We start from the raw sequence: 23,920 nt of genomic DNA on the forward strand, positions 1-23,920 counted from the left end.
GTGTATGGCGGACCACGGCGAGGCGATGTGCAGGCAGGTCGACGACGGCATGGCGCGCGTCTTCGAGCTGTTCGGGAAGCGCTGGACGGGGCTGATCGTCGCCACTCTGATGCCGGGCCCGGTGCACTTCGCCGATCTGCGGCGGGCCATTCCCGGGATCAGTGAGCGGATGCTCTCCGACCGCCTCATGGAGCTGGCGGCGACCGGTCTGCTGGTTCGCGAGGTGGACGCGGGACCGCCGCTGCGCGTCTCGTACCGGCTGACGGAGGCCGGTCGGGCGATGGAGCCCGCGCTGAAGGAACTGGGGCGCTGGGCGGAGACGTACCTCGCCGACGGGGGGCAGTGTCCGGAGCGCTTCCGCAAGTAGCCGGCTGCGGGGCAATTGGCCTGCTGTGGGGAGTGGGCGGGTGGCGCCGCCCCAGGGGCGGGAAGACTGCCCGGCTTCCGGGGCCTTACTCGAGCGGCTCCTGTGCGGCGTTGTAGCGCCGCAGGTACGTCGCGAAGCGGTCGAGGTCGGCCTCGTCCCAGTCGGCCAGCCGCTGATGGAACGCCTGGCGGCGGCTGGCGGTGACGTTGGCGAGTACCTGGGCGCCCTTCTCGGTGGGGTGGAGTACCTGGACGCGCTGGTCGTCCGGGTCGACGCGGCGCTCGACGAAGCCGAGTTTCTCCAGTGCGGCGATCTGCCGGCTGACCGTGGACTTGTCCAGGAAGTAGTGCGCCGCGAGGTCCGTGGCGCGGCATCCGTGCTGGTCGTCGAGGTGTGCCAGCAGGGTGTAGGAGACCAGTGACAGCTCGGGGTGCATCCGGGCGGCGGTGGCGCGGGCTCGTCGGGCGAACGCGGTCATCTCCTGCTGGATGGTCTCGACGGAGTCATCGCGGTGGGCCACGGTTTGCCTTTCCTAGAGGTGGTTGTATAGTACAACGTAATTGAGAGTTGTATTTGCCAACTAGATGGGGTCGGTAGCCGGTGACAACGGCGCCACTGGGGGTGACGGCGGACATCTGGTGGCGACAGCCGAGCCGACGAGCTGAGAAGGCCTGCCCATGAGTACGGTCCGACGTCCCGACCACCGAAGCGAAGGACACGGCGGCCACCGTTCCGCGCGCCCCGCCCACTCCACCGGGCTGCGCCATGTCCTGACGCACCTGATCACCCCGCTGCTGATGTGCATCGGCATGGGCCTGGCGTACCTGGGCGCGTTCGCGAACCCCGCGCCGCACGACCTGCCCGTGGCGGTCGTCGGATCGAGCCGAAGCGCTCAGCTGCTCGCTCAGTCGATCAACGACAGGGCACACGGCGAGCTGGAGGTACGGACCGTCGGCAACCGGGCGGCGGCGGTCGAGCAGCTCAAGCACCAGGACATCTTCGGCGCGTACGTGATCGACGCGACGGCGCGGGGCGCGAAGGCGCGGGACGCGAACTCGCATGGTGTGAACTCGCGTGGCACGAACTCGCATGGTGTGAGCTCGCGTGGTGTGAACTCGCATGGTGCGAGGGATGCTTCGGCGGATGCCGTGGGGGGTGCGGGGGCGGCAGCGGCGGGCTTCGCTGGGCCGGCGCCCGAGCTGCTGGTGGCGACCGCCGGATCCGACACCAGCGCCTCCGTCGTCCAGAAGATCTTCACTCCTCTCGCCGCGCAGCAGGGCGCCCCGCTGAAGGTCACCGACGTGGCGCCGACCGCCGAGGACGACCCCACCGGCCAGGGCGTCTTCTTCCTCCTGGTCGCGATCAGCATCGGCTCGTACGCCTCGGTGGCGGTGATCGGCGGAGCCGGAGCCGTGCTGCCGCTCCGGCTCCGGGCGGCGCTGGCGATCGGCACGTCCTTCGTGGTCAGCCTCATCGGCGCGGCGTTCGCGGGCCCCGTGTTCCACCTCGTCGACCACGGCCTGTGGGGCGTGTGGGGCATGGCGTGGCTCTACTCCGCCGGCATCCTGCTGATCGGCACCGGCCTGCACACCTTCCTCAAGCGCTGGACGACGCTCGGTGTGATGGCCCTCTTCGTGATGCTCAACTTCACCTCCTCCGGCGGGATTTTCCGCCCCGAGATGCAGAACGGGTTCTTTGCGGCCCTGCACTCCTTCTGGAACGGCGCGGGCTTCGTGGAGGGCACCCGCAGCCATGTCTACTTCGACGGCTACGGCCTGTCCGGACACCTCTGGACGCTGGTGTGGTGGCTGGTCGTCGGCGTGCTGGCGGTCGGTGCGGCGGCGCTGGCCGAGAAGCGGCGGCGCGCAGCGGAGGCGGAGACCGCCGCCAACGCGGTGGCGGTGGCTGCTGCCGCGGTGGCGGCGACGGTGCCGCCGCGGCGGCCGAGGGGTGCTCGGGACGAGGATCTGGAGGAGGAACTGGAGGAGGCTGTGGGGGTTTAGCGGGCGGTGGTTGGTGGCCGGTGGCCGGTGGTTGGCGTTCGGTGTGTGGGGATTGGCGCTGCGATTGCCATGGCGGTTGCTGCGACTGCGACTGCGGTTGCGATTGCGACTGAGCCTGGAGCTTGGGCTTGGGCTGGAACTGCGGCTTGGCTGGAACTGCGGCCGGGGTCCTGGGAGTCCTGGTCCCTGGCGCCGCCGGATAGTTATCCACAGGCTGTGCGGGCTTCGGCGAAGTGTCGGTAACGTCGTTGCTCGTCGGCAAGCCGGGACCGCTCGGCGGGCCGACGAGTACGCAGGACACGAGAGACGCAGGTCGTGAAGGGGGAGGTGGCCCGCCATGTCGCGTGTGCCGTACGTACCGGGGTTCGCGAGGGCGGACGCGCAGGGTCCTTCGGGGTCGTCGCCCAAGGCCGCCGGCCGGGCGCTGCGGGAGCGCCTGCCCCGTTCCGAGCAGGGCGCGCTCTCGATCGCGGCCGGGCGGCCGGATCCGGTCATGGCCGTCGAGGCGTCCAACGCCGGGCGACTGCCCGAGCTGACGCCGATAAGGGTCGGCCGGATGGCCGCCAGTCCCTTCGCCTACCTCCGCGGCTCTGCGGGCCTGATGGCGTACGACCTGACGAATGGCCCCGTGACCGGCATCGGCGCGCAGATCTGCGGGGACGCGCACGCAGCCAACTTCGGTCTCTACGGCGATGCCCGCGGCGGTCTCGTCATCGATCTCAACGACTTCGACGAGACCGTGTACGGGCCGTGGGAGTGGGACGTGAAACGGCTGGCGACGTCAGTGGTGTTGGCGGGCCGCGAGGCGGGCGCCAGTGAGGACGACTGTCGTAAGGCCGCGCAGGACACGGCGGGCGCATATCGGCGCACCATGCGGCTGCTGGCCAAGCTGCCGGTGACCGAGGCGTGGAATGCCATCGCCGACGAGGAGCTGGTCTCGCACACCGACGCCCGGGATCTGCTGGGGACGTTGGAGCGGGTGTCGGCCAAGGCCCGCAAGAACACCAGCGCGCGGTTCGCGGCGAAGGCCACGGAGCGGACGGCGGACGGTGGACGGCGGTTCGTGGACGCGCCGCCGGTGCTGCGGCGGGTGCCGGATGCGGAAGCCGCAGCGGTTGCCGCGTCCCTCACGGCTTATCTGGAGACGCTGCCCGATGACCGGCTGCCGCTGCTGTCCCGGTACGCGGTGCACGATGTGGCCTTCCGCGTGGTCGGCACGGGCAGTGTGGGCCTGCGGTCGTATGTGGTGCTGCTGCTGGATCACCGGGGCGAGCCGCTGGTGTTGCAGGTGAAGGAGGCGCGCGCCTCGGTGCTGGCACCGTATGTGGAGAAGGCCGGCTTCCCCATACCTTCGGCGATACACGAGGGGCGCCGGGTGGTGCTCGGGCAGCGCAGGATGCAGGTCGTCAGCGACATCCTGCTGGGCTGGACGACGGTGCAGGACATAGCGACGCCCGGTGGGGGCGGGGCGGCAGCTGGAACCGGCCGCCTGGAAGGAGGGTTCCTGGACGGACTCCCCTTCCAGGTCCGGCAGTTCAGAAACCGTAAGGGCAGCGTGGACCCGGCGCAGCTGTCCGGCGAGCAGATGGACGACTACGCCCGGATGACCGGTGCCCTCCTGGCCCGAGCCCACGCGCACAGTGCGGACCCGCGTCTGCTCGCTGGCTACTGCGGCAAGAGCGAGGAGCTGGACGAGGCGGTGGCACGGTTCGCCCTCTCTTACGCGGACCGTACGGAAGCGGACCATGCAGCCTTGACCGCCGCGGTGAAGACCGGCCGGATCGCGGCTGAGCTGGGGGTGTGAGGCCCGCAGCCTGTCGGTAGACGTGCCTGAGATGCCCGTCAGGCCTGTCGTGCCTGCGTGCCTGTCGTGACCGTCGTGCCTGTCGTGCAGTGCCTGTCGTGCAGTGTCTGTCGTGCGTACGGGCTGGTTCGGACGGGGGCGGGCGGGCTCGGGTGGTTAGCCGGCTGGGGAGCTTGGGCGGCTGGCGGGGCTAGCCGGCTGGGGAGGCAGGCTGGGCTGGGGAGATTGGCGGTGGTGGTGGGTGGGGGGGAGGGGCCCTGGGCCCCGGGGGGGGGGAGAGGACAGGGGGAAGGCCCAGAAGCAGCGAAGCGGACCGGCGGTCGTGAGGGTGTCGGAGGTACCACCCCCGGCGTGGTGTGGAGGTGCCAGCTCGTGCCAGCCTCGGCGTGGGGTGGGGGTGCGAAGCCTGTGCCGGCTCCCGCGTGGGGCGGAGGCGCCGGCTCCGGCGTGGGGGTGGAGGTGCGAAGCCCGCGCCGGCCCCCGCGTGGGGCGGAGGCACCGGCCCTGGCGTGGGACGGAGGCACCAGCCCGGCGTAGTGCGTAGGTGCCAGCCCGTGCCGGCCCCGGCATGGGGCGGAGGTGCCAGCCCCCGCATGGGCCGTACGCTGACCGGGTGACGAACTCGCACGCGGAGAACGCGCAGGACGGCCAGCACCAAGCGGACGCCCCGGGCACATCGGGCGCCCAGGGTGGTTCGCAGGCACCCGACGCCCGCGGCGGTGGGCAGGATGCCCAGGCCGGGTACGGCGGCGGCCCGGAAGATCAGGTCGCGGGCTCGGGTGAGCCGGGGGCGGCCCAGGACGCCGAGGCCGATTCGCCCGCCGGGCCGGCCGGGGCTGGGGACGAGCCGGGCGTTGCGGCGAGTACCGCACCGGGTGCCTCATCGGGTGCCGCACCGAGCGGCGAGCCGAGCGTCGAAGCCGGTGGGCAGGCCGCTCAGGACGAGGCGACCCGGCGGCTGGCGAAGGCGGTGCTGGCCGCGGAACAGGCGCTGATCGAGTTCGAGATCGCCGTGGAGACCTTCCGGGTCGAGGTGGAGAACTTCTCCCGCCTGCACCACCAGCGGCTCGGCCCCATGTACGCGCGGCTGGACGAGCTGGACGCGCAGATCGCCGAGGCCGTGGCCGCGCGTACGGGCGACCCCGAGGACATCCGTAAGGCGCGGGAGGCACGGGCTTCGGTGCTGCCGATGCCGGAGGTGGAGGAGCTGTTCCACGGCTGGATGGGGTCGGAGGGACTGTTCCCGGAGGCGCAGGCGATGCTCACCGAGCGTTCGGTGCGGCCGCCGGAGAAGGTGCGGCCCAGCGAGGGGGCCCGCAAGGTCTACCGCGACCTGGTGCGCAAGGCGCACCCGGACCTGGCACGGAACGAGGCGGAGCGGGCCCGCCGCGACGCGTTCATCGCGCGCGTCAACCTGGCGTACGGCCAGGGTGACGAGGCGGTGCTGCGGGAGCTCGCGCGGGAGTGGGAGGCCGGTCCGGCACCGGTCGAGGAGCGGCTCAGCGAGAGTGAGGAGCTCTACGCCCGGCTGGAGTGGCTGGCCGAGCGCAAGGAACTGCTGGCCGCCGTCGCCGCCGAGCTGGAGGACAGCGCGATCGGCTCGATGATCAAGATGGCGCCGGAGGACCCGGACGCGCTCCTGGACGAGATCGCCGAGAAGCTGCTCGCCGATGTCGCAGAACGCGAGGCCTACCTCGCGCAGCTCGTCGGGTAGCGTCGTGACCATGCAATTTGGTTCTGTACCCACGGTCGCTGTCGACGCGCTCTCGTCCGGCGACTTCCTCCTGGACGTGCGTGAGGACGACGAGTGGGCGGCCGGGCACGCCGAGGGCGCGCTGCACATCCCGATGAGCGAGTTCGTCGCCCGTTACGGGGAGCTGACCGAGGCGGCGCCCGAGGGCGGCAAGGTGTATGTCCTGTGCCGGGTCGGCGGGCGTTCCGCGCAGGTGGCGCAGTATCTGCTCCAGCAGGGCATCGACGCGGTGAATGTCGCGGGTGGCATGCAGGCATGGGAGGCCGCGGGCCGTCCGGTGTCGGACGGCAAGGGTGGCTCGGGGACGGTCATCTAGCCCGACTTTGTAGCGGGCTTTGTGGTTGGGGCTTGTAGCCGGTCTTGCGAGAGCCGTCCCGGGGCTACCGGTCTACCAGTCCACCGGTCCGCCGGTTCGACTGCCTGCCGCCCGTCCGCTGACCTCCATCTGCCGGTTCGCCGATTTGCCGGTCCGCCGGTTTCCCCGGGGGCCGGTCCGTCGGTACTTCGAGGCACACTCCTGCCTCAGCCCAGCGGATGCGACGCCAGCAGGTTGCCGAGGGCTTCCTCGTGGGCGGCGGCCGGGCCGAGGGAGAGTTCGAGCTGTTTGGCCCAGGCGTGGTAGCGGTGCAGGGGGTAGTCGGTGTCCGCGCCGAAGCCGCCGTGCAGATGCTGGGCGGTCTGGACGACGCGGCGTACGCCTTCGGAGGCCCAGATCTTGGCGACCGCGACGTCTCCGGCGACGGGTAGCGGGCCGGGGGCGTCGGTGGTGATGCGCCAGGCGGCCTGCCAGAGTGTGGCTTCCATGGCGCGCAGGTCGATGAAGCGGTCGGCGGCCTGCACGGCGACGGCCTGGAAGGTCGCCACCGGGAACCCGAACTGTTCGCGCTTGCCGGTGTAGTCGCCGGTCATCGCGAGTACGCGTTCGCCGAGGCCCAGGGCGAGTGCGCAGGTGCCTGTGGTCAGGACGTTGCGCAGCGACTTCCAGGCGGCGGGGTCGCTGATCATCTCGTGGGCGCTGATGCGCGCGGAATCCAGCCGGACCTCGGCATGGCGCTCTCCGCTGGTGGAGATCTGGTCGTCGAGTGTGACGCCGAGGTGGGTGCGGGGGACGAGGGCGAGGACGGCGTGGCCGTCGGTGGTGTGGGCGGGGAGCAGGATCCGGTCTGCGGTGTGCCCCCAGGGGACGGCGGTCTGGGTGCCGTCGAGGATCCAGTCGGTGCCCTCCTGGCGGGCGGTCACGGCGAGCTCGGCCGGCTCGTGGCCGGTGCGCCCGGCGGAGGCGACGGTCACGACCAGGTCCCCGGCGGCGATGGGGGGCAGCACCTCGGTACGCAGTTCGTCGGTGGCGTGGTGCTGGAGGGTGAGTGCCGCGGCGCCGGACTCCAGGAGTGGTACCCGTGCCAGGACCTTGGCCGACTCGCGCAGGACGAGGCAGAGTGCGATCGCGTCGAGGCCCGCCCCGCCGTACTCGGGCGCGATCGGCAGGCTCAGCAGGTCGGCGTCGGCGAGCGTGCGCCACAGGGTGCGGTCGAAATCGTCGGCGACCGCACCCGCGGTGAGTGCGGGGCTGGGCACGCCGTCGGGTGTGACCCCCGAGAAGACGGCCTTCGCCGCTTCGACGGCGGCCTGCTGCTCCTCGGTGAAGGTGAAGTCCACTGGTCTGTCCTCCCGCGCGGCGCCTCGAACTGACGAAGCGTCAAGGTAGAACAGGTTGCAGGAATTGGGAATGGTGAGGGCGGCCAAAGGCGCGGGGCCACGAGCGGGTTGGGGTGTGGCGTGCGCTCGGGGCACCACGCCGGGCGCTACCGGTCGAAGTCCAGCTCGACCTTCTCCGTGACCGGATGGGACTGGCAGGCCAGGACGTAACCGGCGTCGACTTCGTCCGATTCCAGGGCGAAGTTGCGGTCCATGCGGATCTCGCCTGAGACCAGGAAGGCCCGGCAGGTGCCGCAGACCCCGCCCTTGCAGGCGTAGGGGGCGTCCGCGCGGTTGCGGAGCACCGCGTCGAGCAGGGGCTCGCCGTCGTGGACCGGCCAGGTGCCGGAGCGGCCGTCGAGGGTGGCGGTGACGGTGCTGTGCGCGGGGGTGGCGGTGGCCGGGACGGCCGTGGCGCCGTTGTCTATGTGGAAGATCTCCTCGTGGATGCGGGAGCGGGGCACATCGAGGGCGCGCAGGGCACGCTCGGCCCCTTGGACCAGGCCGTACGGGCCGCAGAGGTACCAGCCGTCGACGGAGTCGATCTTCAGGAGGGCGGGCAGGAGGGAGCGCAGCCGGGCCTCGTCCAGGCGACCGGACGGCAGGCCGGCCTGCTGCTCTTCGCGGGAGAGGGTGTGGATGAGCTGGAAGCGCTGGGGATAGCGGTCCTTGAGGTCGGCCACTTCCTCCAGGAACATCGTCGAGGCCGCCGTGCGGTCGCTGCGCAGCAGACAGAAGCGGGCGTCCGGCTGCTGGGCCAGCAGTGTGGCGGCGATGGAGAGCACGGGGGTGATGCCGCTGCCGCCGACGATTCCGACGAAGTGGCCGGGGCGGGGAGCGAGGGTGAACCGCCCGGCCGGAGCCATGACGTCCACTGTGTCGCCGACCGCAAGTTCCTTGAGGGCGTAGGTCGAGAAGGCGCCGTCCTCGACGAGGCGGATGCCTACGCGCAGCACGGACCCTTCGGTGGCGGGGGTGCAGATGGAGTACGTACGGCGGATCTCCTGGCCGTCGACCGTTCTGCGCAGCGCGATGTGCTGCCCGGGGGTGTGCCGGAACGTCGTTCGCAGCTCGGGCGGGACCGCGAAGGTGACGGCCACCGCGTCGTCCGTGAGCCGCTCGATCTCCCGGACCTGGAGCGGGTGGAACATCACAACTCCTTGAAGTGGTCGAAGGGTTCACGGCAGGACTCGCAGCGGCGCAGTGCCTTGCACGCCGTGGAGGAGAACCGGCTCAGCAGGGTGGTGTCGGTCGATCCGCAGTGCGGGCAGCGGATCGTGAGGTCGACGCTGACCGGTCCGCCGGCCGGGCCCGTGGGGCGTGGTGGGGCGATGCCGAATTCGGCCAGCTTCCGGCGGCCCTCGGCGGTGATCGCGTCGGTGGTCCACGGCGGGCTGAGGACCGTGCGGACCTCGACTTCGGGTATGCCGCGGTCGTGCAGTACGCGTTCTATGTCGGCGGACATTGCCTCGATGGCGGGGCAGCCGGTGTAGGTGGGTGTGAGCCGGACCTCGACGCGGTCCGGGGCCGTCAGCCGTACGCCGCGCAGTACGCCGAGCTCGGCGAGGGTGAGGACGGGCAGCTCGGGGTCGGGAACGGAGCCGGCGAGCGCCAGCAGTTCCTCTTCGAGGGCGGTGGTGGTCACCATGTCGCTCCCGGGTGGCTGCGGTGGAGGTGCTGCATCTCGGCGAGCAGTCGTCCGAACGACTCGGTGTGCAGGCCCTGGCGGCCCGCGCCGGCCGTCCAGGCGCCGCGCTGGGGGCCTTCGGGGACGGCGAGGGTGGCCTGCCCGAGTGTGGTGGTGATGCGGGTCGTCCAGGCGTCGTGGAGGGACGGCCAGGGCACCGACTCCAGCCCTTCCACCGGTTCGAACATCTCGCCGGTGAACTGCCAGAGGGCGTCCAGGGCACGCTGCATCCGGGTGTGGCTCTCGTCGGTGCCGTCGCCCAGGCGCAGCGTCCACTGCTCGGCGTGGTCGCGGTGGTAGGCGACCTCCTTGACGGCCTTTCCGGCCAGCGGAGCCAACTCGCTCTCGCCCTCGGCGAGTCGCTCGTACAGCAGCTCCTGGTAGGTGGAGAAGTAGAGCTGGCGGGCGATGGTGTGGGCGAAGTCGCCGTTGGGCTGCTCGACCAGCTGGAGGTTGTGGAACTGCCGCTCCTCGCGCAGATACGCCAGCTCGTCCTCGTCGCCGGCCAGGGAGAGCAGCACCCGGGCCTGGCCGAGCAGGTCCAGCGCGATGTTGGCCAGCGCGACCTCCTCTTCCAGGACCGGGGCGTTGCCGGCCCACTCGCCCAGGCGGTGGGAGAGGATCAGGGCGTCGTCCCCGAGGGGCAGGGCCGGGGTGGCCGTGACGTTCATCAAAGGTGATGCACCCCGTCCGGGATCTCGTAGAAGGTCGGGTGGCGGTAGGGCTTGTCGCCGGCCGGTTCGAAGAAGGCGTCCTTCTCGTCCGGAGAGGAGGCGGTGATCTGCGCGGAGGGCACCACCCACAGGGAGACGCCCTCGGAGCGGCGGGTGTAGAGGTCGCGGGCGTTGCGCAGGGCCATCTCGGCGTCCGGCGCGTGGAGGCTGCCGGCGTGGGTGTGGGACAGTCCGCGGCGGCTGCGTACGAAGACCTCCCACAGGGGCCAGTCCGCCGGCGGGGCCATCGCTCCCCCGTCGGCTGCCGGGCTCTCGGTGGGGTGGTGTGTCGTCATCGGTCGGCCTTCCCGTGCTTGGCCGCGTGTGCGGCGGCGGCTTCGCGCACCCAGGCGCCTTCCTCATGAGCCCGTCGGCGGCGGGTTATCCGCTGCTCGTTGCAGGGGCCGTTGCCCTTGAGGACCTCCCGGAACTCGGCCCAGTCGATCGGGCCGAAGTCCCAGTGGCCGCGCTCTTCGTTCCACGTCAGGTCCGGGTCGGGGAGGGTGAGTCCGAGGGCCTCGGCCTGGGGGACGCAGATGTCGACGAAGCGCTGCCGCAGCTCGTCGTTGGAGTGCCGCTTGATCTTCCAGGCCATGGACTGCGCGGAGTGCGACGACTCGTCGTCCGGCGGGCCGAACATCATCAGGGACGGCCACCACCAGCGGTTCACCGCGTCCTGTGCCATGGCGTGCTGGGCCGCTGTGCCGCGGCTGAGGGCCAGCAGGAGTTCGTAGCCCTGTCGCTGGTGGAAGGACTCTTCCTTGCAGATGCGGACCATCGCGCGGGCATAGGGGCCGTAGGAGCACCGGCACAGCGGGACCTGGTTCGTGATCGCCGCGCCGTCCACCAGCCAGCCGATGGCTCCAACATCGGCCCAGGTCAGGGTCGGGTAGTTGAAGATCGAGGAGTACTTCTGGCGGCCGGAGTGCAGCTTGTCGAGCAGCTCGTCGCGGCCCGTGCCCAGGGTTTCGGCGGCGCTGTAGAGGTACAGGCCGTGGCCGGCCTCGTCCTGCACCTTCGCCATCAGGATCGCCTTGCGGCGCAGCGACGGTGCCCGGGTGATCCAGTTGGCCTCCGGCTGCATGCCGATGATCTCGGAGTGGGCGTGTTGGGCAATCTGCCGCACGAGTGTCGAGCGGTAGGCGTCCGGCATCCAGTCCCGCGGTTCGATGCGCTCGTCCGCGGCCACGGTGGCCTCGAATGCGGCCTCGCGGGCCGTCTCCTCCGGCGCGATCGTCGTCATGTGGTGCCCCCTCGCTCCCGACCGACCGATCGTTCGGTTCAATGGTGAGTGGGCGGACCGCGGGTGTCAAGCCTGTGGATAACCCGGGGGAGGGTGTGCCCGGTGCGGCCGCGTAGGTACGGTTCCGAGGCGGAGTGGACCGCATGGGATCTGGGAACGGGGCGGGAATGCAGTCATACGGGGACGAAACGCGGTCGGTGGCCGCGCTCTCGCTGCCCTCTCGGATCGTCATAGGCGTGGCCGCGTGCGCCGTCGCCGTCGCGGTCGCGATCCATCTCGCGATGATGTTTCTGCACGTCGCGCCATCGAACACGCTCAGCAAGCAGCAGGGCGCCCTGATCAGCGACTACGTCTATCCCGAGTACGAGCAGAACTGGAAGCTGTTCGCGCCCAACCCCCTCCAGCAGAACATCGCGGTCCAGGTCCGCGCGCAGCTGCGCACCGAGGACGGCACCGCGCGGACGACCGGCTGGACCGATCTGACCGCCCGCGACGGCCAGGCCATCCGCCACAACCCGGTTCCCAGCCACACCCAGCAGAACCAGCTGCGCCGCGGCTGGGAACTCCTCGTCAACAGCCACGACGCGCAGAACCGCGCGGTCGGCCCGCGGGGCGTGCTGGCCGAGCGCTACATCCGGCGGATCGTGATGCTCCGGATGTCTCGGGAATGGACCAGCGGGGGCGCGCGCGTGGTGCAGGTCCAGGTCCGCTCGCAGACGACGCCGGTCAGCCCGCCGCCGTGGAGCACCGAGAAGATCAGCGACAAGCCCGTGTACCGCGTGCTGCCCTGGTGGCAGGTCACCGCAAAGGACCTGCCCGAGGGGGCGACGAACCAGTGACGTCACCGACGCCGCAGCAACCGCACAGCGCATCGCACGCACCACTGCCCCCGCACCTCACGGAGTCGACCCACGTGCCGCAGCAGGCGCACCAAGCCCAGCAGGAGCAGCAGGCACCCCGGGAGCCCCAGGCACCCCAGGAGACGCCCGCTCCCTACGAGGAAACCCGCATCGAGCGCGTGATCGGCCGTGGCTTCACGCGCGTCACCGGCCGGGCGATGGCCCCGTACCAGACCGCTGTGATCCGGATCGGCTTCGCGGCGACCTGGCTGCTGTTCCTGCTGCGCGAGTGGCCGCACCGCCAGACCCTCTACGGGCCCGACGGCCCCTGGAGCCTGGACATGGCGCGCCGGCTCCTGGACGCCAATCACGCCTTCTCCGCCCTGCTGTGGTCCGACGGGCGCGGCTGGTTCGAGGTCGTCTACTTCCTGGCCATCGTCGCCAGTGCGGCGCTGATGCTCGGCTGGCGCACCCGCACCATGTCGGTGCTCTTCATGGTGGGTGTGCTCTCGCTGCAGAACCGCAGCATCTTCATAGGGGACGGCGGCGACAACGTCATCCACCTGATGTCGATGTACCTCGTGCTGACCCGGTGCGGGCAGGTCTGGTCGCTGGACGCGCGCCGTGCGAAGCGGGCGGAGTCCGCCGACGGCCAGCGGCCCACCCGCGATCTGCCCGGCGTCGTGCTGTGGGCCGTGCTGGGCCTCGGCCTGGCCGTCGCCCAGCTGTCCGGCGGACACGGCCTGAACTGGTTCGAGAACGGCCCGTTCCCGCACATCGGCTGGAGCCTGGTCCTGTGGGGCCTGTGGGTGACGCACGGCCTGTGGTGGGCGGTGCGGCGCTACGCCCCCGGGGAACCGCGCGTCGTCCTCGACACGCTCGCCAAGCTCGCCCACAACGGCGCGGTGCTGGTGATCATGGTCGAGGTCTGCCTGATCTACGCCACGGCCGGCTGGTACAAGATCCAGGGCACGCGCTGGCAGGACGGCACCGCGGTCTTCTACCCGATGCACCTGGACTACTTCTCGCCCTGGCCGGGACTGTCCGACCTGCTCGGCAGCAACGGCCTGATGGTCATGGTGCTCACCTACGGCACGGTGATCGTCCAGGTCGCCTTCCCGTTCACGCTGTTCAACCGGCGTCTGAAGAACGTGCTGCTGGTCGTGATGATCTGCGAGCACCTCTCGATCGCGTTCCTTCTGGGGCTGCCGTTCTTCTCGCTCGCCATGATCGCGGCGGATGCGGTCTTCCTGCCGACGAACTTCCTGACCTGGCTCTCCGCACGCGTCGTGGGCCTGCGCACACGGCTGTTCTCGCGCGGCGGCTCCCCCGGGGCCGGCGCCGGATCCGGGGGCGGTGTGCCGCCGGCCCGTACCGAGCACGGCGGCGGTGGCCATACGCTCGTGGGGTGAGCAGTGAGAAAACCGCCCCCGCCGAGCCCCTCCAGTACGACGAGGGCTACGGGACGCAGATCGGCGTCGGTCCGCACCCGGAGCCCTGGCCGCAGGACGCCCGCTACGACCCCGAGCTGCTCGCGCACGGCGACCGCCGCAACGTCGTCGACCAGTACCGCTACTGGACGCGCGAGGCGATCGTCGCCGACCTCGACACCCGCCGCCATGACTTCCATGTGGCCGTCGAGAACTGGGGCCACGACTTCAACATCGGCTCGGTCGTCCGGACCGCGAACGCGTTCCTGGCCAAGGAGATCCATATCGTCGGGCAGCGCCGCTGGAACCGCCGCGGCGCGATGGTGACCGACCGCTACCAGCATGTCCGCCACCACCCGGACACGGCGGATCTCACCGCCTGGGCGGCGGCCGAGGAGCTGCCGATCATCGGGATCGACAATCTCCCCGGGTCCGTGCCGCTGGAGACGACCGAGCTGCCGCGCCGCTGTGTGCTGCTGTTCGGCCAGGAGGGGCCGGGGCTGACCGAGGAGGCGCGCCGGCACGCCTCGCGGGTCTGCTCGATCGCGCAGTTCGGCTCGACCCGCTCGATCAACGCGGGGGCGGCGGCCGCCATCGCGATGCATGCCTGGATCGGCCGCCATGCGCGGATCGAGGGCCCGGGAGCCGTCTGAGGGGGATACGGGTCCCCCTTGGGGCCCGGCGGAACGGACCGGGCCCCAAGGACTGTCACGCCTGGCGCCGCACCTCCACCGTCCGGAAGCGGTTCGCCACGAACGCGCCGTCGCACAGCGCCGCATTGGCCGCCGGGTTGCCACCGGAGCCATGGAAGTCCGAGAACGCCGCGGTCTGGTTCACATAGACCCCGCCGGTCAGGTTGAGCGACAGCTGGGCGCACTCCTCCAGGCAGGCCTGCTCCACCAGCTGCTCGACCTCGGCGGAGGTGGTGTACGCCCCGACCGCCATGGCTCCCTGGTCGCGGACCGTGCGCCGCAGCAGGTCCACCGCGTCGGCCGCGGAGTCGACGGCCACCGCGAAGGACACCGGGCCGAAGCACTCCGACAGGTACGCCGCCTCGGAGTCCGGCTTGGCGCCGTCCAGCTTGACGATCACCGGGGTACGGACCGTCGCCCCGGGGAACTCGGGGTTGGCCACCTCGCGGGAGGCCAGCGCCACCTCGCCCAGCCCGGCAGCGGCCTCGATCCGCTCCTTGACCTGCGGATTGACGATCGCGCCCAGCAGGGCGTTGGCGCGTGCGTCGTCGCCCAGCAGGCCGCTGACCGCGCCCGCGAGATCGCTGACCACCTCGTCGTACGACTTCGGTCCGGCGTCCGTCGTGATGCCGTCCCGGGGGATCAGCAGATTCTGCGGGGTGGTGCACATCTGGCCGCTGTAGAGCGACAGGGAGAAGGCCAGGTTGCTGAGCATGCCCTTGTAGTCGTCGGTGGACTCGATGACGACGGTGTTGACGCCGGCCTTCTCCGTGAAGACCTGCGCCTGCCGGGCGTTCGTCTCCAGCCAGTCGCCGAAGGCGGTCGAGCCGGTGTAGTCGATGATGCGGACCTCGGGGCGGACGGCCAGCGTCTTGGCCAGACCCTCGCCCGGCTTGTCCACGGCCAGGCACACCAGGTCGGCGGGGAACCCGGCCTCGGTGAGCACCTCGCGAGCCACCTCGACGGTCAGCGCCAGCGGCAGCACGGCCCGCGGATGCGGCTTGACCAGCACCGGGTTGCCGGTGGCCAGAGAGGCGAACAGGCCCGGATAGCCGTTCCAGGTCGGGAAGGTGTTGCAGCCGATCACCAGGGCGACACCGCGCGGCACCGCCGTGAAGGTCTTGGCCAGCTCCAGCGGCTCGCGCTTGCCCTGCGGCTTGGACCACGGCGCCTGCTCCGGCGTGCGGACCTGCTCGGCGTACGCATAGGCCACCGCCTCCAGGCCGCGGTCCTGGGCGTGCGGCCCGCCGGCCTGGAACGCCATCATGAAGGCCTGGCCGCTGGTGTGCATCACGGCCTGCGCGAACTCATGGGTGCGCGCGCTGATCCGGGCCAGGATCTCCAGACACACCGCCGCGCGGGCCTCCGGGCCCGCGTCCCGCCAGGCGGGGATCGCGGCACGCATCGCCGGCAGCAGCACCTCCACATCCGGATGCGGATAGCTGATGCCCAACTCCGGGCCGTACGGTGAGATTTCCTGGCCCGTCCAGTCATCGGTGCCGGGCTGGTCGAGCTCGAAGCGCTTGCCGCGCAGGGCCTCGAAAGCGGCCAGCCCGTCGCCGGCGGCGTTCTCGCCGTACGCCTTCGGGTGCTCGGGGTGCGGGGACCAGTAGGCGCGGGTGCGGATCGCTTCCAGCGTCTGGTCGAGGGTCGGGCGGTGCTTCTCGATCAACTGCGCTGCGGTCACTTCGGCGGTCATCGATGACCAACTCCTCGTCGAGCTGGGCGGAGAGTGGATGGGGACTGGGAGCGGACAAGGCAACGGAGTTAGAGTAACCGAACGATCGGTCGGGGCAAGAGGGTCCGGCCAGCCTGTGGAAAAGTCGGTCGGGGAGGAACAACTGGCATGACGGCAATCGCGACCAGCAGCACCGTGGCAGTGGTGGGGACCGGCACGATGGGGCAGGGCATCGCGCAGGTGGCGCTGGTCGCCGGCCATCGCGTACGCCTCTACGACACCGCCCCCGGACGCGCGGAGCAAGCCGCCGAGGCGATCGGGGGACGGCTCGACCGGCTCGTCGAAAAAGGCCGGATTTCGGCGGGCGAGCGGGACGCGGCCCGCGCGCGCCTCTCCCCCGCGGCCGCCCTTGCGGAGCTGGCCGACGCCGCGCTGGTCATCGAGGCGATCCTGGAGCAACTCCCGGCCAAACAGGAGCTGTTCACCGCCCTGGAGGACGTCGTCGCGGCGGACTGCCTGCTGGCCACCAACACGTCCTCGCTGTCCGTGACCGCGGTCGCGGGCCGGCTGCGGCACCCCGGCCGCTGTGTGGGCCTGCACTTCTTCAACCCCGCGCCGCTGCTCCCCCTGGTCGAGGTGATCAGCGGGTTCGCCACCGACGAGGCCGCCGCCACGGCCGCGTACGACACCGCCGCCGCCTGGGGGAAGAAGCCGGTGCGCTGCGCGGACACCCCCGGGTTCATCGTCAACCGCATCGCCCGCCCGTTCTACGCCGAGGCCCTGCGCGCCTACGAGGAGCGCGTCGCCGACCCCGCCACCATCGACGCCCTGCTGCGCGAGGGCGCCGGCTTCAAGATGGGCCCCTTCGAACTGACCGACCTCATCGGACAGGACGTGAACGAGTCGGTCACCCACTCCGTGTGGACCGCCTTCTTCCAGGACCCGAAGTTCACCCCCTCGCTGGCGCAGCGCCGGCTGGTGGAGTCCGGGCTGCACGGCCGCAAATCGGGGCGCGGATGGTTCGACTACGCCGAGGGCGCCCGCCGGCCCGAGCCGCAGACCGCCGCGCCCGCTCCCGCCCCGGAGGCCGTCGTGCTGCATGGGCAGCTGCCGGGCCCGGCCGCGGTGCTGCGGGAGCTGATCGAGGAGGCGGGCATCCCCGTCACCCCGGACCGCACGCCGGGGGAGGCCGAGGGCTTCATCCGGCTGCCCGGTGGGGCGCGCCTGGCGCTGACCGACGGCGCTGGGGCGACGAGCACGGCCCGCGACAGGAGCATCCGCTTCGACCTCGCGCTGGACTACCGCTCCGCCACCCGGATCGCCCTGTCCGCCTCCCGTGCTTGCTCCGAGGCGGACCTCGCGGAGGCCGTCGGGCTCTTCCAGGCGCTGGGCAAACGGGTCAGCGTGATCGAGGACGTGCCCGGCATGATCGTCGCCCGGACGATCGCGATGATCGTCGACTTCGCCGTGGACGCCGCGGCCCGCGAGGTGGCGACCCCTGAGGACATCGACACGGCCATGCGGCTGGGCGTGAACTATCCCGGCGGCCCCATGGAGTGGGCCGAGCTGCTGGGCGCCCGATGGGTGTGGGATCTGCTGGACTCGATGCACCACCAGAACGCCGGCGGACGCTACCTACCGTCCTGGGCGCTGCGGCGCCGTGCGGACCTCGAGGAATAGGTGCTCTAATCATGACCATGGCCAAGCGCGACACCTACACGCCCGATTCGCTGCTCGCGGTCGCCGTCGAGGTGTTCATCGAGCGCGGCTACGACGGTACGTCGATGGAGCATCTCTCCAAGGCGGCCGGTATCTCGAAGTCCTCGATCTACCACCATGTGCGCAGCAAGGAAGAGCTGCTGCGCCGCGCCATAAGCCGCGCCCTGGACGGACTGTTCGGCGTGCTGGAGGAGCCGGGCGCCGGTCAGGGCCGTGCGATCGAGCGGCTGGAGTACGTCACCCGGCGCGTGGCCGAGGTGCTGATGGACGAACTCCCCTATGTGACGCTGCTGCTGAGGGTGCGCGGCAATACGGACACCGAGCGGTGGGCCATGGAGCGCCGCCGGGAGTTCGACCACGAGGTCGCCGACCTGCTCCAGCAGGCCGCGTCCGACGGCGACCTGCGGGACGACGTGGACATCCGGCTGGCGACCCGGCTGCTCTTCGGCATGATCAACTCCATTGTGGAGTGGTACCGGCCGGGGCGCGGGGGCGCGGCGAGCCGTGACGAGGTCGCCGAGGCCGTGGTGCGCACGGCGTTCGCGGGGCTGCGCAAGCCCTGACGGCGGCGGGCCTACTCCTCTTCCGGCCCCAGGTCGGTCTCCTCGAAGACCAGCAGGGTGCGGGTGCTGAGCACCTCCGGTATCGACTGGATGCGGGTGAGGACGAGCTCCCGCAGCTCGCGGTTGTCCTTCGTGTGCACCAGTAGCAGCACATCGAAATCGCCGCTGACCAGCGCGATGTGGGTGGCGCCCGGCAGCGCGGTGAGCTGCTTGCGCACGGTCCGCCACGAATTCTGGACGATCTTCAGGGTGATATAGGCCGAGGCGCCCTGACCTGCCCTCTCCTGGTCGACGAGGGCGCTGAAGCCGCGGATCACCCCGTCGTCGATCAGCCGGTTGATCCGCGCGTAGGCGTTGGCGCGCGAGACGTGCACGCGCTCGGCGACGGAGCGTATCGAGGCCCGGCCGTCGTTCTGCAGCATGCGCAGGATCGAGCGGTCGATGGTGTCCAGCGGGCGTGCGGCCGGCGATGACGGGGCGGATGCCGCCGGCGGCTGTCCGCCGGTGTGGGCCATCTGTTCGTCCGGCATATGGTCCCGCCTCCCCTTTGTGGACGCCCTGTCTTCATCTCAAGCTGTGGAGAACCGTTTGTCCACAGGCTTGACCCGCCTGTAGCCAAATTGCACTGACGACCGAACAATCGGTAGGGAAGGGCGTACCCGCCCCGACCAGCTCCATCCTGCCCATCAGCCGTCCGCCCACCACCCACATGAGGCGCATCGCGCCACCCCTTCGATCCGAGGAGGTGCTCGACATGACGGTCCTCGAGCAGCCCGGCAGCAGCAGGAACAAAAGCAGCCTGGCCGGCCCGCCGCCCGCCTGGCGCCCACGCGTCGATCCCGCGCCCCTCCTGCCCGACGAGGAGCCCTACCGCATCCTGGGGACGGAGGCGGCCGCCCGGCTCGACTCCGGACTTCTCACCCGGCTCTACGCCCAGCTGGTGCGCGGCCGCCGCTACAACGCCCAGGCCACGGCCCTGACCCGGCAGGGACGCCTGGCGGTCTACCCGTCCTCCACCGGACAGGAGGCCTGCGAGGTCGCCGCCGCGCTGGCGCTCGAAGACCGCGACTGGCTCTTCCCCAGCTACCGCGACACCCTGGCGGCGGTGGCCCGCGGCCTGGACCCCGTACAGGCGCTCACCCTGCTGCGCGGCGACTGGCACAACGGCTACGACCCGCACGAGCACCGCATCGCCCCGCTGTGCACCCCCCTGGCCACCCAGCTCCCGCACGCCGTCGGCCTGGCGCACGCCGCCCGCCTCAAGGGCGACGACGTGGTGGCACTGGCGATGGTCGGCGACGGCGGTACGAGCGAGGGCGACTTCCACGAGGCGCTGAACTTCGCGGCGGTCTGGCAGGCACCGGTCGTCTTCCTCGTCCAGAACAACGGCTTCGCGATCTCCGTGCCGCTCGCCAAGCAGACCGCCGCGCCGTCGCTCGCCCACAAGGCGGTCGGATACGGCATGCCGGGCCGCCTGGTCGACGGCAACGACGCGCCCGCGATGCACGAGGTGCTCACCGAGGCCGTGCAGCGCGCCCGCAGGGGCGGCGGCCCGACCCTGGTCGAGGCCGTCACCTACCGCATCGAGGCCCACACCAACGCCGACGACGCCACCCGCTACCGCACCGACGCCGAGGTCGAGACCTGGAAGGCGCACGACCCGATAGCCCTTCTGGAGCACGAGCTGGCGGCCCGCGATCTGCTGACCGACGCCTTCGTCGGCGCCACCCGGGAGAGCGCCGAGCAGATGGCGGCCGACCTGCGAGACGGGATGAACGCCGACCCGGAGCTGGACCCGATGGACCTGTTCCACCACGTATTCGCCGAGCAGACCAGCCAACTGCGCGCGCAGGCGGCACAGTTGCGTGCCGAGCTGGATGCCGAGGCCGCCGGAGAAACCGAGGACGCAGCGGGCACCGATGGGTCCGCCAAGGAGGCCAGGCCATGACGACCACCGCTCCGGCGACCGCGCGCAAGCCCGCCACCATGGCCCAGGCACTGACCCGCGCGCTGCACGACGCCATGGCCGAGGACCCGTCCGTCCATGTCATGGGCGAGGACGTCGGCACCCTGGGCGGAGTCTTCCGGGTCACCGACGGCCTGGCCAAGGAGTTCGGCGAGGACCGCTGCACGGACACCGCGCTCGCCGAGGCCGGCATCCTGGGCACCGCCGTCGGCATGGCGATGTACGGCCTGCGGCCGGTCGTCGAGATGCAGTTCGACGCGTTCGCCTACCCGGCGTTCGAGCAGCTGATCAGCCATGTCGCCCGGATGCGCAACCGCACCCGCGGCGCGCTGCCGATGCCGCTGACCATCCGCGTCCCCTATGGCGGCGGGATCGGTGGCGTCGAGCACCACAGCGACTCCTCCGAGGCCTACTACCTCGCCACCCCCGGCCTCCAGGTCGTCACCCCGGCGACCGTCGAGGACGCCTACGGGCTGCTGCGCGCCGCCATCGCCTCCGACGACCCGGTCGTCTTCCTGGAGCCCAAGCGGCTCTACTGGTCCAAGGCCGACTGGTCGCCCGACGCCCCCGCCCCGGTCGCCCCGCTGGGACGGGCCGAGGTCCGGCGCCGCGGCAGCAGCGCCACTCTGATCACCTACGGCCCGTCGCTCCCGGTCTGCCTGGAGGCCGCCGAGGCCGCGCGCGCCGAGGGCTGGGACCTGGAAGTGGTCGATCTGCGCTCGCTGATGCCGTTCGACGACGACACGGTCTGCGCGTCGGTGCGGCGCACCGGACGGGCAGTGATCGTCCATGAGTCCAACGGGTTCGGCGGTCCCGGAGGGGAGATCGCCGCACGGATCACCGAACGCTGCTTCCACCACCTGGAGGCGCCTGTGCTGCGCGTCGCCGGCTTCGACATCCCCTATCCGCCGCCGATGCTGGAGCGGCATCACCTGCCGGGCGTGGACCGGATTCTGGACACCGTCGCCCGCCTCCAGTGGGAGTCGGAGTGGACCGAGGGACGTGGTGAGTGATGGCCGTGGTCCGCGAATTCACCCTGCCCGACCTGGGGGAGGGCCTCACCGAGGCGACGATCGTGCAATGGCTGGTCGAGGTCGGTGAGGTGGTGGCCATCGACCAGCCGGTGGTGGAGGTCGAGACCGCCAAGGCGATGGTGGAGGTGCCCTGCCCGTATGGCGGCGTGGTGACCGCCCGCTTCGGTGAGGAGGGTGCCGAAGTCCCGGTGGGCGCGGCGCTGGTGACGGTCGCGGTGGGCGCGGTGCCGGACGATCTGGCGGGCAGCGGGCCCAAGGAGGCGCCACCGGCCTCCGGCGCGCCCGCGGGTGGGGCCGGTGCTCCCCCGGCGGATCCGGCGGATGCCGGGTCGGGGAACGTGCTCGTCGGATACGGCACGAGCGCGGCGGCGGCGCGGCGGCGCCGCATCCGCCCGGGGGGCGAAGCGGGCCCCGCGGCCGGCGTGCCGCAGCCGCCGCGAGAGGCCGCGGCCGGGGCGGCGGCAACCGGCGGGCAGACTGCCGGGCAAGCCGGTGCGCACGGCCCGGCCGGGGCCGGTGCGGTGGATGCCGGGAGCGGCTCGGTGGCCGTCATCTCTCCGCTGGTGCGCCGGATGGCGCGGGAGAACGGCGTGGATCTGCGGGAGGTGACGGGATCCGGGCGGGACGGCCTGATTCTCCGTACCGACGTCGAGTGCGCGATCAGGGCGCGGGAGACGGCTGCTGCCGAGGTGACGGGCGTGACGGCGGGCGCGAGGGCCGCCGGGACCGCCACGGCCGGCGAGGAGCGGATCCCGCTGCGGGGGATGCTCGGTGCGGCCGCCGAGAAGTTCAGCCGCAGCCGCAGGGAGATCCCGGAGGCGACCTGCTGGGTGGACGCCGATGCCACCGAACTCCTCACCGCCCGCAGGGCGATGAATGTTCCGGGCGCTCCCAAGGTGTCGCTGCTGGCCCTGCTGGCCCGGATCACCACGGCCGCACTCGCACGGTTCCCCCAGCTCAACGCCACCGTCGACACCAAGACCCAGGAGATCGTCCGGCTGCCCGCGGTCCATCTGGGCTTCGCGGCGCAGACCGACCGCGGTCTGGTGGTGCCGGTCGTGCGGGACGCGCAGGCCCGCACGGTGGAGGAGCTGTCCGCCGAGATGGCCCGGCTCACGGAAACGGCCAGGTCCGGCGGGCTGACCCTGGCCGAGCTGACACACGGCACGTTCACCCTCAACAACTACGGCGTCTTCGGCGTCGACGGCTCCACGCCGATCATCAACCACCCGGAGGCGGCGATGCTCGGCATCGGCCGGATAGCCGCCAAACCCTGGGTGCACGAAGGCGAGTTGGCCGTCCGGCAGGTCGTCCAGCTCTCGCTCACCTTCGATCACCGGGTGTGCGACGGCGGCACGGCCGGCGGCTTCCTGCGGTTCGTGGCCGACTGCGTCGAGCAGCCCGCCGTGCTGCTGCGGGGGCTGTGACCACGGCCCGTACAGCGGTGGCCGGGGCGGGGACGGCCGCGGCCACCGCGGCGGAGCCGACAGCCGTGAGACGTACGACACCGGTGTGATCGCGGTGCCCCTTGGCGATACTCAGGGGGTGAGCGACCACACCGACCACGACGCCATCGTCCTGGCCGGGGGCGCGGCCCGGCGGCTCGGCGGGGCGGACAAACCCGCCCTGTCCGTCGGCGGCCGCCCCCTCCTGGACCGGGTGATCGCCGCCTGCCCCGATGCGGCGATCACGGTCGTCGTCGGCCCCGGCCGCCCGACCGCCCGCGCCGTGGTCCGGGCCCTGGAGGACCCGCCGGGCGGCGGCCCGCTCGCCGCGCTGGACGCCGGCCTGCGGCACACCACCGCCCCGACGGTGCTCGTCCTCTCCGCCGATCTGCCGTTCCTGACCGCCGCGACCGTACGCGGCCTCCTGGCGGCGGCGACGCGCACGGCGGGCGGCGGCGGGCCCGAGGGCGCCGTCGCGCCCCCCGACGGCGCGATGCTCCAGGACACCACCGGGCGGGACCAGCCGCTGGTGGCCGCCTACCGGGCCGCATCGCTGCGCCGTGAGCTGGCGCGGGTACGGGCCGAGCACGGCACCCTGGCCGGTCTGCCGCTGCGCTCCGTGGTCGGCCGGCTGGCGCTGGCGCGGGTCCCCGACGCCACCTCCACGGCCTCCTTCGACTGCGACACCTGGGAAGACGTCGGCGCGGCACGCGCCCGCATCAGGGAGCATGGACACGTGTTGGACGAATGGATCACCGCAGTCAAGGCCGAACTGGGCATCGAGCTCGATGTCGACACGGCGGCGCTTCTCGACCTCGCTCGGGACGCCGCGCATGGCGTGGCCCGCCCGGCCGCACCGCTGACGACCTTCCTGATCGGCTATGCGGCGGGCCGGCAGGGCCGGGATGTGAAGGAGCTGTCCGACCGGGCCGCCGCGCTGGCCGGCCGCTGGGCGGCGGAGACCGAGGGGTCCGCAGGCGCTGCCGGGTCCGGCGGTGCCGCGGGGAGCGAAGCGAAGCCCGCCGAATGACCGACGTGGAGGGCGGCGCGGAGCCCGGCGGCGTGCTGCCGGCGCAGACCGGCGACCACGGCGACCCGTTCGACGACGCGCTCGCGCTGGTCAACGGCGTCCGCGCAGCGGGGGAGCCGAACGCACGGGCCGCCGGGGGGGGGGGGGGGGACCCCCCCCACCCCGCCCCCCCCCCCCCCCCCCAAAGACACCGAAACCAGCCCCAACAACCACCTTGCCCCCCCCGGCCCCAAAGAGTCTTCCCCCCCGGCCCTTCCGG

Annotated in this window: 23 protein-coding genes; 14 read left to right on the top strand and 9 right to left on the bottom strand. The window is 71.8% G+C overall.

Features of this window, described 5'->3' with window-relative positions; translation table 11 throughout:
• The first annotated feature begins 4 nt into the window (after window positions 1-4).
• Entirely contained in the window at window positions 5-367 is a 363-nt protein-coding gene (locus AC0680_RS03930; RefSeq protein ID WP_478624664.1) for a winged helix-turn-helix transcriptional regulator, read from the top strand.
• An 85-nt stretch (window positions 368-452) separates the two neighbouring features.
• Here the strand turns inward: AC0680_RS03930 and AC0680_RS03935 are convergent, their stop codons facing one another.
• Entirely contained in the window at window positions 453-887 is a 435-nt protein-coding gene (locus AC0680_RS03935) for a MarR family winged helix-turn-helix transcriptional regulator (RefSeq protein WP_478624665.1), read from the bottom strand.
• A gap of 157 nt (window positions 888-1,044) precedes the next feature.
• Here AC0680_RS03935 and AC0680_RS03940 point away from each other — a divergent pair, with 157 nt between their 5' ends.
• The 4 genes from AC0680_RS03940 to AC0680_RS03955 all read left to right on the top strand — a co-directional run bounded on the left by AC0680_RS03940 (window position 1,045) and on the right by AC0680_RS03955 (window position 6,243).
• Window positions 1,045-2,370 carry an ABC transporter permease gene (locus tag AC0680_RS03940; protein ID WP_478624667.1) on the top strand — a complete coding sequence of 442 codons (1,326 nt, stop codon included), beginning with the start codon at window positions 1,045-1,047 and terminating at the stop codon, window positions 2,368-2,370.
• 337 nt (window positions 2,371-2,707) lie between these two features.
• Window positions 2,708-4,174 (top strand): DUF2252 domain-containing protein, encoded by a 1,467-nt coding sequence (locus tag AC0680_RS03945; protein ID WP_478624669.1) that lies wholly within the window; start codon window positions 2,708-2,710, stop codon window positions 4,172-4,174.
• A gap of 613 nt (window positions 4,175-4,787) precedes the next feature.
• Complete coding sequence (locus AC0680_RS03950; protein ID WP_478624670.1) at window positions 4,788-5,888, top strand: J domain-containing protein; 1,101 nt, start codon at window positions 4,788-4,790, stop codon at window positions 5,886-5,888.
• A gap of 10 nt (window positions 5,889-5,898) precedes the next feature.
• The gene (locus AC0680_RS03955) at window positions 5,899-6,243 is read left to right on the top strand and encodes a rhodanese-like domain-containing protein (protein WP_478624671.1); all 345 of its coding nucleotides are present in this window, start codon (window positions 5,899-5,901) and stop codon (window positions 6,241-6,243) included.
• Window positions 6,244-6,449: 206 nt separating this feature from the next.
• Here AC0680_RS03955 and AC0680_RS03960 read toward each other — a convergent pair whose 3' ends face one another.
• The 6 genes from AC0680_RS03960 to paaA form a co-directional block, all read right to left on the bottom strand.
• Window positions 6,450-7,583 carry an acyl-CoA dehydrogenase family protein gene (locus AC0680_RS03960; RefSeq protein ID WP_478624673.1) on the bottom strand — a complete coding sequence of 378 codons (1,134 nt, stop codon included), beginning with the start codon at window positions 7,581-7,583 and terminating at the stop codon, window positions 6,450-6,452.
• A gap of 146 nt (window positions 7,584-7,729) precedes the next feature.
• Entirely contained in the window at window positions 7,730-8,773 is a 1,044-nt protein-coding gene (locus tag AC0680_RS03965) for a 2Fe-2S iron-sulfur cluster-binding protein (RefSeq protein WP_478624675.1), read from the bottom strand.
• Window positions 8,773-9,270, bottom strand: coding sequence for a 1,2-phenylacetyl-CoA epoxidase subunit PaaD (paaD, locus tag AC0680_RS03970; RefSeq protein WP_478624676.1), 498 nt, complete (start codon window positions 9,268-9,270; stop codon window positions 8,773-8,775). Before paaD ends, AC0680_RS03965 begins: the two co-directional genes overlap by 1 nt.
• Entirely contained in the window at window positions 9,264-9,980 is a 717-nt protein-coding gene (gene paaC / locus AC0680_RS03975; RefSeq protein WP_478624677.1) for a 1,2-phenylacetyl-CoA epoxidase subunit PaaC, read from the bottom strand. Before paaC ends, paaD begins: the two co-directional genes overlap by 7 nt.
• Window positions 9,980-10,270, bottom strand: coding sequence for a 1,2-phenylacetyl-CoA epoxidase subunit PaaB (gene paaB / locus AC0680_RS03980; RefSeq protein ID WP_478625072.1), 291 nt, complete (start codon window positions 10,268-10,270; stop codon window positions 9,980-9,982). Before paaB ends, paaC begins: the two co-directional genes overlap by 1 nt.
• A 44-nt stretch (window positions 10,271-10,314) precedes the next feature.
• Window positions 10,315-11,265: a 1,2-phenylacetyl-CoA epoxidase subunit PaaA gene (paaA, locus tag AC0680_RS03985; RefSeq protein WP_478624679.1), complete on the bottom strand. Its 951-nt coding sequence runs from the start codon at window positions 11,263-11,265 to the stop codon at window positions 10,315-10,317.
• A gap of 167 nt (window positions 11,266-11,432) precedes the next feature.
• Between paaA and AC0680_RS03990 the strand changes: the two genes are divergently transcribed.
• From AC0680_RS03990 to AC0680_RS04000, 3 genes are read left to right on the top strand one after another with little or no spacing between them, the layout of a single operon-like run.
• Window positions 11,433-12,104, top strand: coding sequence for a DUF5819 family protein (locus tag AC0680_RS03990; RefSeq protein WP_478624680.1), 672 nt, complete (start codon window positions 11,433-11,435; stop codon window positions 12,102-12,104).
• A complete protein-coding gene (locus tag AC0680_RS03995) occupies window positions 12,101-13,516 on the top strand; it encodes an HTTM domain-containing protein (RefSeq protein WP_478624682.1) in 1,416 nt (471 codons plus the stop codon). Before AC0680_RS03990 ends, AC0680_RS03995 begins: the two co-directional genes overlap by 4 nt.
• A complete protein-coding gene (locus tag AC0680_RS04000; RefSeq protein WP_384424187.1) occupies window positions 13,513-14,187 on the top strand; it encodes a TrmH family RNA methyltransferase in 675 nt (224 codons plus the stop codon). Before AC0680_RS03995 ends, AC0680_RS04000 begins: the two co-directional genes overlap by 4 nt.
• Before the next feature lie 55 nt (window positions 14,188-14,242).
• On the opposite strand, the gene paaN is transcribed toward AC0680_RS04000, so the two are convergent.
• Complete coding sequence (paaN, locus tag AC0680_RS04005) at window positions 14,243-15,925, bottom strand: phenylacetic acid degradation protein PaaN (RefSeq protein WP_478624683.1); 1,683 nt, start codon at window positions 15,923-15,925, stop codon at window positions 14,243-14,245.
• A gap of 147 nt (window positions 15,926-16,072) precedes the next feature.
• Between paaN and AC0680_RS04010 the strand changes: the two genes are divergently transcribed.
• Both AC0680_RS04010 and AC0680_RS04015 read left to right on the top strand, forming a co-directional pair.
• Complete coding sequence (locus AC0680_RS04010) at window positions 16,073-17,584, top strand: 3-hydroxyacyl-CoA dehydrogenase (protein WP_478624685.1); 1,512 nt, start codon at window positions 16,073-16,075, stop codon at window positions 17,582-17,584.
• An 11-nt stretch (window positions 17,585-17,595) separates the two neighbouring features.
• Window positions 17,596-18,186: a TetR/AcrR family transcriptional regulator gene (locus AC0680_RS04015; RefSeq protein ID WP_478624687.1), complete on the top strand. Its 591-nt coding sequence runs from the start codon at window positions 17,596-17,598 to the stop codon at window positions 18,184-18,186.
• A gap of 11 nt (window positions 18,187-18,197) precedes the next feature.
• Here the strand turns inward: AC0680_RS04015 and AC0680_RS04020 are convergent, their stop codons facing one another.
• Window positions 18,198-18,716: an Lrp/AsnC family transcriptional regulator gene (locus tag AC0680_RS04020; protein ID WP_478624689.1), complete on the bottom strand. Its 519-nt coding sequence runs from the start codon at window positions 18,714-18,716 to the stop codon at window positions 18,198-18,200.
• 224 nt (window positions 18,717-18,940) lie between these two features.
• Here AC0680_RS04020 and pdhA point away from each other — a divergent pair, with 224 nt between their 5' ends.
• The 4 genes from pdhA (at window position 18,941) to AC0680_RS04040 (ending at window position 23,661) form a co-directional block, all read left to right on the top strand.
• Entirely contained in the window at window positions 18,941-20,134 is a 1,194-nt protein-coding gene (gene pdhA, locus AC0680_RS04025) for a pyruvate dehydrogenase (acetyl-transferring) E1 component subunit alpha (RefSeq protein WP_478624691.1), read from the top strand.
• On the top strand, window positions 20,131-21,165 hold the full coding sequence (locus AC0680_RS04030; protein ID WP_384424181.1) for an alpha-ketoacid dehydrogenase subunit beta: 1,035 nt from the start codon (window positions 20,131-20,133) through the stop codon (window positions 21,163-21,165). Before pdhA ends, AC0680_RS04030 begins: the two co-directional genes overlap by 4 nt.
• Window positions 21,165-22,613: a dihydrolipoamide acetyltransferase family protein gene (locus tag AC0680_RS04035; protein ID WP_478624692.1), complete on the top strand. Its 1,449-nt coding sequence runs from the start codon at window positions 21,165-21,167 to the stop codon at window positions 22,611-22,613. The genes AC0680_RS04030 and AC0680_RS04035 overlap by 1 nt, the downstream gene beginning before the upstream one ends.
• Before the next feature lie 118 nt (window positions 22,614-22,731).
• Complete coding sequence (locus AC0680_RS04040) at window positions 22,732-23,661, top strand: DUF6457 domain-containing protein (RefSeq protein WP_478624694.1); 930 nt, start codon at window positions 22,732-22,734, stop codon at window positions 23,659-23,661.
• Window positions 23,662-23,920 lie beyond the last annotated feature (259 nt).

The sequence above is a fragment of the Streptomyces sp. NPDC043738 genome (assembly GCF_056436545.1).